The organism is Methylobacterium sp. E-041, assembly GCF_022829665.1.
Lineage (GTDB): Bacteria > Pseudomonadota > Alphaproteobacteria > Rhizobiales > Beijerinckiaceae > Methylobacterium.
The window spans coordinates 63495-72921 of the sequence record NZ_JAKSYQ010000131.1 but is presented as its reverse complement, the minus strand read 5'-3'; the positions used below and the strand labels follow the sequence as shown (position 1 = coordinate 72921).

Genomic DNA, 9427 nt, shown 5'->3' with positions numbered 1-9427 from the left:
CCCGAACGCGCCGACCTCGTGCTGGATCATCCCCGAGATCTCGCGCACCTGGGTGAACATCTTGGCGATCGGCTGGAACAGGCCGGAATGCTCGGCCTCGTAGGTGCCGACGTCGCGCGGGCCGGCCGGCTCGCCGAAGTTGAGGCCGAGCGTCGGGTCGGGGGTGACGGGGAAGATCTCGTCGAGGAGCTTCAGGCAGCCGTCGATGTCGAGGCGCAGGAAGCGCTCCAGCAGCTGCTCGCGGCTGACGCCGGCCTGGGGCCGGAAGCCGGGGATGTGGACGGCGGTGAACCAGATCCGGTGGATCAGCGCGAGGCGGATCGCGTGGAGCAGGGTGAGGCGCACCGACATCTTCCGCAGGTCGGGGGCGGCGGCCTGCAGGCTCAGCGCGTCGGTGGTCAGCCGCCCGAACAGGCGGCGCAGGTTCGGCGCGAGGTCGAGGCGGTCGAGGACGCCGGCGATGACGATCAGCTCCTCGCGCCGGCCGTCCTTCTGGGTGCGGCGGGCGCGCTCGAGCCACACCGCGGGGTCCAGCGTGTCGATGTAGGCGCGCAGCACGTCGAGGTCGCCGACCGAGGCCGCGTGCTGGACCAGGCGGAAGGCGCGGGAGAACCGCACCGAGTCGCGGCGCATGTCGCGGAACAGGTCGGGCGCGCGCCCCGCCGCGCGGCCGAGCCCGTGCAGGGAGTTGGCGAGGTAGCCGAGCTGCTGCAGGATCGCGTTGTTGGGGATCGCCCGCATCTGGCGCGGATGGGTGATCAGCGCCGGCCCGCCCGAATCCGACTGCCGCGCCACCGGGCGCGAGCCGGTGCGGTCGATCAGCCCCGGGCCGAAGGTGCCGAGCAGGGCGGCGTAGCCGGGATCGTCGACCAGCGCCTCCATGTCCTGGCGCACGACGGTGAAGAACTCGAGGGCGAAGTCGGTCTCGGCGTAGACGGGATCGTCGGCGGCGTCCGCGCCCTCGGTCGCGTCGGAGAGGGCGTAGTCGGGGAAGGCGTCGTCCTCGGCCACGTCGAGGGCGTAGACGTGCTCGGCCACCCGCGCGATCGAGGCCTCGGCGATCGCCTGCGAGCCGAACAGCAGGTAGCCGTCGGTGCCCTGGAAGCTCGATTCGAGGCGGACCTTGATCCCGGCCTTCTGGTTGCGCGCGCGCGCATCCTCGGGGGCGAGGTAGGCGAGGCGGTCGCGCAGGGAGGTCGGGTGGGCGCCGCGGCCGATCGATTCGCCGTGGGTGTCGAAGATCGCCAGCTCGACGTCGGCGAGCCCGTTCGAGACCAGCATCTCGGTGATGCGCAGGCGCAGCCGCTCGATCCAGAAGGTGGCGGCGAGCTGGCCGACGTAGCGCCCGGAATCGGAATAGCCGAACTGCACGGTGAGGCGGCCGATGCGCTTGAGGTAGCGCCGCCAGTGCGGGTTGCGCAGCGCATCGTCGAGCACCCGGATGCCCTGCTCCAGGGCGCTCGCCGTCTCGAACAGCGGCGTGATCTCGAGCTTGTCGGCGATGCCGTAATGGCGCGCGAGCCAGAGCGCGGCCAGCAGCGTGTAGCCGGTCTCGGTCTCGGCGATGAGGAAGCGCACCGGGTGCGTGCCGTCGACGTGCTTGAGGATCTGCGCGATCGTCATCATCAGCCGGGCGGCGGAGGCGCGCTCGGCGGCGAGCGCACCGAAATCCACCGCCACCGGCTGCACGTCGTTGAGCAGCGTGTGGATCGCCGAAAGGTGCGAACGGCGCTGGGCGGCGTCGGCCGGCTCGCCTTCGAGGTCGATGACCCGGCGGACCGCGTTGTGGATCTGGCTGGCGTTGAGCCGGAAATGCGGCAGCGCGTTCGAGAGCCCGTGCGTGGCGATGCCCGAGCGCAGGACCGCGATCCTGCGCCGGTCGGCGTCCGTCTCGGCCGCGGTGACGGCGCCGGCGAGCCCGGCCAGCAGCGCGCCGGAATCGGTCTGCGCCCGCTCGCGCTCGATGATCAGCGCCAGCGCGAAGCGGTGCACCGCCTCGAGCGAGGGCTTATCGCCAAGCCGCGGCGCCACCGCGAGCTGGCGGTTGACGGCGGCCAGCGCCTGCTCAGCGAGCGTCCGCACCACGTTCGCGGCGGGGATGGCGGGGAGGTGGCGCATCACCCGGTCGAGCTGCATGCGCTTGGATTCGAGGCGGTAGCGCAGGGTGTCCCACCAGCCGATGTCGGTGCGCCCGTCGGTGTCGCAGCCGACCCAGCTGGCGATGGCGAAGGGCTTCGGCACCAGCTCGGTCCAGCGGTCGGGCCAGCGCCTCTGCGCGGCGTCGAGCAGCGCGCCGTTGAACGCGTCCACCGCCTCGCGGCCGTGGTTGGCGGCCACGCAGGCCTGCTCGAACTCGCCGTCGAGGGTGATCGGCGCGTCCGGCCGGGTCGAGAGCCGGGCGGCCTTCTCGATCAGGGGCGCGCGCGCATCCGGGTCGTCGAGGCTCGCGGCCTCGGCGAGCAGGGCCGCCACCGCCTTCGGCATGCCGAAGGTCGGGTGCGCGGTGAACACCACGGCGAAGGCGGTGCGCGCGATCCGGTCGCGGAAGCTCTCGAAGGCGCCGGGCCGGTCGGGCACCGCCGCCACGAGGCGCGCCGGCATCGCCGCGTCGGCATCGGGATGGTCCTCGATGCCGACGTAGGCGCGCAGCCGCGCCGCGCGGTCGGCCAGCGCCTGCGCCCGCAGGCGCACGAACAGCGCGTCGAGGTCGGCCTCGCCGATCTCGTCCCGGTCGAACCGGCGGGTGATCGCCAGCGTCACCGCCAGCACGGGGTTGCGGAACGGATCCTCGCTCGCCTGCTCGCGCGAGGCCTCGATCAGCCCGACGAGATGGCCTTCGAGCTCCTCCGGGTCGCGATGGGCGTGCGTTCGCATCGATCAGGCTCCGGCAGGACGGGGGCAGGCGGCTTTTGGCGGGGACGCCCGGCGCGTGCAAGGCGCCGGCGGCCCGGGGCCGGAGAGGCAAGGACCGTTCCGCTCCGGCCAAGGTCTCGCCGCGGATCCCGGCCGCGTGCGGTCGCAGGCGTGCCCCGGGGTGCATGCGGCCTCCGCTTGCGCTAACGCTGCGGGGCAATGGAAACGCTCCTGATCCTGGCGGCCGTCGCGGCCTGCGCGGTGGCCGGCACGGTGGTGCTCTGGCTGCTCGCGCGCGGCCGGCGCGAACCGCTGCGCCTCGACAGCGAGCACGACGCCGCCGACGAGGCGCTGCTGCTGGCCGAGATCGGCCCGACCGCGAGCCCGATCGACCGCTCCGGCGCGGTGCTCGACCTCGAGCCGATCCGGGCGGAGAGCCGGGAGGCGCCGCGCCTGGCCCGGCCCGATCGCACGGAGGGCGACCCGCGATGAGGACCTTTCTGCTCGCGCTGCTGGCCGCCGGGCTCGCCGCGGCGCCGGCCCAGGCGCAAGTCTCGCCGCCCGCGCCGGCCGCCCCTGCGCCCGTCCCCGCGCCCGCTCCCGAGCCGGCCCTGCCGACCCCGGCCGCCGACCTCGCGGTGCTGCAACCCTGCGGCGCGCGGGCGGCGCGCTTCGAGGGCGCCAAGGGCTTCGACGTGGTGGTGACGCGGATCGGCCGCGCCAGCATCGCGAACCCGCTGCGGCCGCTGACGCCGGAAACCAGCCAGGTGCTGCAGGTGGTGATCGCGGCCAAGCCCGCCACCGCCTACGGGCCGGACCTGACGGCGCTGCGCCGCGGGCCCGCCCCCGCCGCCCTCGAAACCCAGCTCGGCGCCCCGATCCGCTGGGAGAACGGCCTGCCGGACCTGCCCGACCCGCTGCCGATCGTCGCCGAGGACGGCACCCCGCTGGCCGCGCTCGCCTTCCGCGCCTGCATCGACCCGCCCGCCGTCGCCGCGCCGCCGGTGGTCGCACGCGGGACCAAGGGGAACGGCCAAGGGGCGAGCAAGGGGGCGGGCAGGGGGAACGCCAAGGGCAACGCCAAGGGGAACGCTCTGGAAGCCGGGCCGGCGGACGGCGCGCCCGACCCGAGCGGCGCCGGCCAGGAACCGGCGAAAGCGGCCGCGCGGAGGCCGGCGAAACCCGCGCCGCGCAAGGATGCGGCCCCGAAGGCCCCGCCCGGCTTCCACGTCCCGCAGGGCGCCATCGCCGAGTAGGCGCGGGGTTCTGGCGGAGGCTCGCCGCGTTCTTCCCGCGCCTGACGCGGGTTGTCGTGCGCGCATCTCCGCAGGACGGCCCCGGATGGCTCGTTCGCGGTGCAGGACGGCCCCCTCTCCCGTCCGGGAGAGGGTTGGGGTGAGGGGTGCGACCTCGCCGGAAAGACCTGTCCCCTCGCCCTGTCCCTCTCCCGAACGGGAGAGGGGATCCGCGCCTCGCCGGCACGAGGCGCGGGTGCGACAGCCTTTTCGGCCGAGGCAAGCGCGTGCTGAATGTGCCACCACGGTCCCCGGACCGAGCCTGATCGAAGGATGCGAGGAACCATGGCGGAGATGACGGCGGCCGGGGTGATCGCGGCGCTCGGGCTTCGGCCCCACCCGGAGGGCGGGCATTACCGCGAGACCTTCCGCGATCCGCGCCTGGTCGGGGGCCGCTCGGTCGGCAGCGCGATCTACTACCTGCTCGACGTCGGCGAGGTCTCGGCCTGGCACCGCGTCGACGCCGCCGAGATCTGGCACTGGCACGCCGGCGCGCCGCTGGTGCTGACCGTGAGCCCGAACGGCCACGACGCCGCCGCCCACCATCTCGGCCCGGACCTGGCGCGCGGGCAGCGGCCGCAGCTGGTGGTCCCCGAGGGCCATTGGCAGACGGCGACCAGCCTCGGTGCCTGGACGCTCGTCGGCTGCACGGTCTCCCCCGCCTTCGACTTCGCCGGCTTCGAGATGGCCCCGCCTGACTGGCGCCCGACGCCGCGGTGACGCGGGCGCGTCCGGGCCGGGCCGCCGAGACGACGGCCGCGCATCCCCTCGCCCCTCGCCCATCGCCCCGCGGGCCGGGAGAGGGGAGGCGGCGCCGCGGATCGTCGATGCGGACGCGACGCCGCTCCCGCTCACGTCCCGCGGCGCGAGGCCCGCAGCGCGACGAGCGCCCCGGCGACGATGAGGGCGCAGGCGAGGCCGAGCACCGGGGTCGCGGCGGCGTAGCCCGCGGCGACGAGGATCAGCGTCGAGAGCACCGGCGCGGCGTAGGCCGCGACGCCGAGCAGGCGGATGTCGCCGCGCTTGCAGCCGATGTCCCACAGGTAGAACGCCGCCCCGACCGGGCCGAGGCCGAGGGCCGCGACGGCGCCCCATTGCAGCGCGCCCGCCGGCCACGCCGTCACCTCCCAGGCGCGGTGGCAGGCGAGGCTGAGCGCGGCGGTGGCGAGGCAGAAGCCGGCGACCGCATCCGTCGGCACCGCGCCGACCCGGCGCGACAGCACCGAGTAGCCCGCCCAGACGAAGGCCGCGGCGAGCGAGGCCGCATAGCCCGGCAAGGCCGCGTCCGAGAGGAAGCCCGCAGCGGCGCCGCGAAGGTCGCCGCGGCCGAGGAACAGCGCCACCACGCCGGCGAGCCCGAGCACCGCGCCGAGGAGGTGGCCGGGCCGCAGCCCGCCGGCGCCGGGGAGCCGCGCCGAGAACAGCACGATCAGCAGCGGCCAGAGATAGTTGATCAGCCCGGCCTCGGCCGGCGGCGCCAGCCGCAGGGCGGCGAAGTACAGGGCGTGGTAGCCGAACAGCCCGCCGACCCCGAGCGCCCAGACCGGCCAGGGCTGGCGCAGGGACGCGAGGCCGGCGGCGATCCCGCCCCGGCGCGACAGCCAGCTCGCGCAGCCGACGAGGCCGCCGAGCGCGAACGTCATCGCCGCGAGCTGGAACGGCGGCACCGCCCCCGACGCCGCGGTGAACAGCGCCAGCAGCGACCACAGCAGGATCGCGCCGCAGCCGAGGAGGGTGGCGGAGGAGGAGGAGATCGCGCGAGACCCGTGATCGCGGAAGGGATTCCGCTCTCCCACGGACCCGCGGGCGAGGGCAACGGGGTTTTGGCGCGGGGCAGGCCCGGTCGGACGGCATCCCGGAACCACGCATCTCCCTCACCCCGCCGAGAAGCCGTCCGCGTCGCGCGCCGCGTGCAGGAAGCCGATCAGGCGTTCCGCCAGGAGGCCCGGCGGCTTCGCCGGGCGGATCAGCAGGGTCGCGATCGGCAGGCGGGGGCGGAAGGGGCGCAGCACGATCGGCAGGGCGAGGTCGCGGGCGGCGACCGGGTCGACGATGGCCAGCCCCAGACCCTCGGCGACGAGGCCGCAGCGGGCGGCGGTGTACTGCGCCGTCGGGCCGAAGCGCGGCGCCAGGCCGGCGTCGCGGAACGCCGCCTCCACCGCCTGCTGGAAGTCGCCGGGCGCGCCGGCGATCAGCGGCACGTCGGCGAGGTCCTGGACCGTGATCGCGCGCCCGCCCGCCAGCGGATGGCGCCGGGGCAGGGCGCAGACCGCGTCGACCGTCAGGAACGGCTCGGCGATCACCCCCGCATGGCCGGAGCGCGGGCGCACCAGGCCGAGATCGCACTGGCCGGAGGCGGCCCAGGACCAGATCGTGTCCGGCGCCGGCACGTGCACCGCCACCCGGGCTTCGGGATGCGCCGCCCGGAGGCGGCCGATCGCCCGCGGCAGCAGGCGGGCGACGAGCGACGGCTGGCAGGCGATGCGCAGCGGCCCGGTGCCCATCTCGCGGATGCGGCGGGCGACCTCGCGCAGGTGGTCGAGCCCGGCATAGGTGCGCTCCACCTCGCGGGCGAAGGCCTCGCCCTCCGCGGTCGGCACCGCGCTGCCGTGCCCGCGCAGGAACAGCGGGAAGCCGAGGTCGCGCTCGAGCTGCGCGACCGCGCGGCTCACGTGCGGCTGGCCGATGCCGAGCGCCTCGGCCGCCCGCGTCATGCCGCCATGGCGCAGCACCGCGCGGAACAGGTCGAGATGGGCGGGGTTCATCATGCCCGATCTGCATGAGAAGCGAGGTTTCGGGCATTTGACGGCATGGGCCGGCGGTGGTTGTCAAGGCGCGGGCGCAGCCGGAGCGGCCGGCGGGACGGCGAACGCGATGCGGACGATCCTCAAACCGACGAATTCGACACCGACGATCCCGGCCCGGACGACTCATGCGGGCTGGGGCAGCGGGCTCCTCGGCATCCTCATCTTCAGCGCCTCGCTGCCGGCGACGCGGGTGGCGGTGGCCGGCTTCGCGCCGCTGTTCCTCACCGCGGCCCGCGCCGCGATCGCGGGGCTGCTCGGGGCGGGGCTGCTGCTGGCGTTGCGCGCGCCGCGGCCGCTGCGGCGCGACCTCGGCCCGCTGGCGATCGTCGGGCTCGGCGTGGTGATCGGGTTCCCGCTGCTCACCGCGCTGGCGCTCCGGCACGTCACGGCGGCCCATTCCATCGTCTTCCTCGGCCTGCTGCCGCTGGCGACGGCCGTGTTCGGCGTGCTGCGCGGCGGCGAGCGGCCCAGGCCAGCCTTCTGGCTGTTCTCCGGCCTCGGCGGCCTCGCGGTCGCGGGCTTCGCCCTGGCGCAGGGCGGGGCCGGGTCGCTCGCCGGCGACCTGTCGATGCTGGCCGCGATCCTGCGCTGCGGCCTCGGCTACGCCGAGGGGGCCGCGCTGTCGCGCCGGCTCGGCGGCTGGCAGGTCATTTCCTGGGCGCTGGTGCTGTCGCTGCCCGTCACCCTCGCGCTGGCGCTCGCGACCCTGCCGGAGGCGTGGGACGTCGGCTGGCCGGCCTGGGCGGCGCTCGCCTACGTCTCGGTGTTCAGCATGCTCGTCGGCTTCGTGTTCTGGTACCGCGGGCTTGCGCTCGGCGGCATCGCCGGCGTCGGCCAGCTCCAGCTGCTGCAGCCGTTCCTCGGCCTGGCGCTGGCCGGCCTCCTGCTGCACGAGCCCGTGGCGCCGGGCATGCTGCTCGCCACCGCCGTGGTCGTCCTGTGCGTGGCCGGGGCCAAGCGTCATGCCTGACGTTGTCCGTCGGGCGATCGCGCGGGCTCACGCCGCCTGTCGCGCGACCGGACGCGGCGCGGGGCCTTCCCTCGCCGGCCCAATGCACTCACGCATCGTGCAGGTCGAGCCGACGCGATCCGCGTCGATCGGTTCGCCCGGGGCAGAGACGTCAGGCGGCGCTCGCGCTGGCGATGGTGCTGCCGACGGCTTCCGCGATCGGCTTGAAGGCGTTGACGAGGTCCGGGTCGACCTTGCCGGTCATGCCGCGGAGGAGGTCGTAGGCGGCCTCGCCCGAGAGCGGGCGCTTGTAGGGCCGCCGCTCGATCAGCGCCCCGTAGATGTCGCAGACCGTGATCAGGCGCACGAGGTCGGGGATCTGCCGCGCGGTCAGCCCGTCCGGATAGCCCGAGCCGTCGAGCGCCTCGTGGTGGGAGCGCACCACCGCGAGCATCGCCGCCGGGTAGTCCTGGCCCTGCAGCATCTCGATGCCCAGCACCGGATGGGTCCGCATCACCGCCATCTCGGCCTCGTCGAGCCGGGCCGGCTTGTTGAGGATCGCCAGCGGGATGCGGGCCTTGCCGAGGTCGTGCAGCAGCGCGGCCTGGGTCAGGTCGCGGCAATCCTGCGTGCGCAGGCCGAGCTGCCGGGCAAAGCCCGCCGCGAGGCCGGCCACCAGCAGGCAGTGCTGGTGCGTCGCGTCGTCGAAGCGCCAGACCACGTCGAGCCAGCCGCGGATGTCGGCCTTGTTGAGGGCGCCGACCACGAGGTCCGCGCCCGCCGCCGCCATCGCCGGGGCCGGGGCGCGGCCGGCGCGGCCGAGGTCGAAGATCCGCGTCAGCGCGGTGTCGGCCTCGGCGATGGCGGCCCGCACCGCGGTTCGGCCGCCGTCGGGCGCGGAAGGGGGCGCGGAGGGAAGCGCGGCGTCCGGTGCGGGCGATGGCGCCGGCGCGTCGACCGAGGGCGCCGACACGACGGCGCGCAGGGCCGGCACGAGCTCGCGGAGCACCGCGTCGGCGCGGAGCGTGCGGGTCGCGCCGAGGGCCTGCGCCTGCAGGTGCGCCCGGGGCGTGTCCTCGTGGAGGACGCAGAGGAAGGGGACGCGCCCCGGGCCGAGCCGGTGCATGTACCGGTGCAGGCCCGAGACCTGCTGCGAATGGGCCAGCGAGGCGTCGCCGACCACGGCGACCACCTGGGACAGGTCGGGCGCGTTCCGGGACTGGTAGGGATCCAGCAGGTCGATCACCAGCGGCTCGCCGAGCGGTCGGAGCTGCCCGGCGAGCCTCCGGCCGCGCTCGGGCTGATCGGTGAGGACCAGGATCGTCTTCATGGATGTGCTTCGCCGCCCGCGATCCGCCCTTTCGCACATCATGGGCCTGATTCCTCACCAGCGATTAAAGCAATCGCGGGTTGAGCGCGCAAAAAGCGGCCGGCGTGCATTGGCCTATAGGCACCGCGACGGGCAGATCCGGCTAGAACCCCCCCTGCGTCCCGCCGCCGCATCCGCAGCCGGCGGCGGTGCC

Annotated in this window: 8 protein-coding genes; 4 read left to right on the top strand and 4 right to left on the bottom strand. The window is 75.2% G+C overall.

The genetic code is table 11. The features are described 5' to 3' along the window. A partial coding sequence (locus MKK70_RS12020; protein ID WP_243947946.1) for a phosphoenolpyruvate carboxylase occupies positions 1-2874 on the bottom strand: 2874 nt, incomplete at its 3' end. A 198-nt stretch (positions 2875-3072) separates the two neighbouring features. On the opposite strand from MKK70_RS12020, the gene MKK70_RS12015 reads away from it, so the two are divergent. The 3 genes from MKK70_RS12015 (at position 3073) to MKK70_RS12005 (ending at position 4868) form a co-directional block, all read left to right on the top strand. Next, complete coding sequence (locus tag MKK70_RS12015; protein ID WP_243947944.1) at positions 3073-3345, top strand: hypothetical protein; 273 nt, start codon at positions 3073-3075, stop codon at positions 3343-3345. Further along, positions 3342-4109, top strand: a complete 768-nt coding sequence (locus MKK70_RS12010; protein ID WP_243947943.1) for a hypothetical protein — start codon at positions 3342-3344, stop codon at positions 4107-4109. Before MKK70_RS12015 ends, MKK70_RS12010 begins: the two co-directional genes overlap by 4 nt. Before the next feature lie 333 nt (positions 4110-4442). Then, complete coding sequence (locus tag MKK70_RS12005; protein ID WP_409567918.1) at positions 4443-4868, top strand: cupin domain-containing protein; 426 nt, start codon at positions 4443-4445, stop codon at positions 4866-4868. Positions 4869-4999: 131 nt separating this feature from the next. Here MKK70_RS12005 and MKK70_RS12000 read toward each other — a convergent pair whose 3' ends face one another. Then, complete coding sequence (locus tag MKK70_RS12000; RefSeq protein ID WP_409567331.1) at positions 5000-5944, bottom strand: DMT family transporter; 945 nt, start codon at positions 5942-5944, stop codon at positions 5000-5002. A 78-nt stretch (positions 5945-6022) separates the two neighbouring features. After that, complete coding sequence (locus MKK70_RS11995) at positions 6023-6916, bottom strand: LysR family transcriptional regulator (protein ID WP_243947941.1); 894 nt, start codon at positions 6914-6916, stop codon at positions 6023-6025. Positions 6917-7022: 106 nt separating this feature from the next. On the opposite strand from MKK70_RS11995, the gene MKK70_RS11990 reads away from it, so the two are divergent. Next, on the top strand, positions 7023-7925 hold the full coding sequence (locus MKK70_RS11990; RefSeq protein WP_243947939.1) for a DMT family transporter: 903 nt from the start codon (positions 7023-7025) through the stop codon (positions 7923-7925). A gap of 151 nt (positions 7926-8076) precedes the next feature. On the opposite strand, the gene MKK70_RS11985 is transcribed toward MKK70_RS11990, so the two are convergent. Beyond that, positions 8077-9234 carry an HD-GYP domain-containing protein gene (locus MKK70_RS11985; protein WP_243947938.1) on the bottom strand — a complete coding sequence of 386 codons (1158 nt, stop codon included), beginning with the start codon at positions 9232-9234 and terminating at the stop codon, positions 8077-8079. Between the last annotated feature and the right edge of the window lie 193 nt (positions 9235-9427).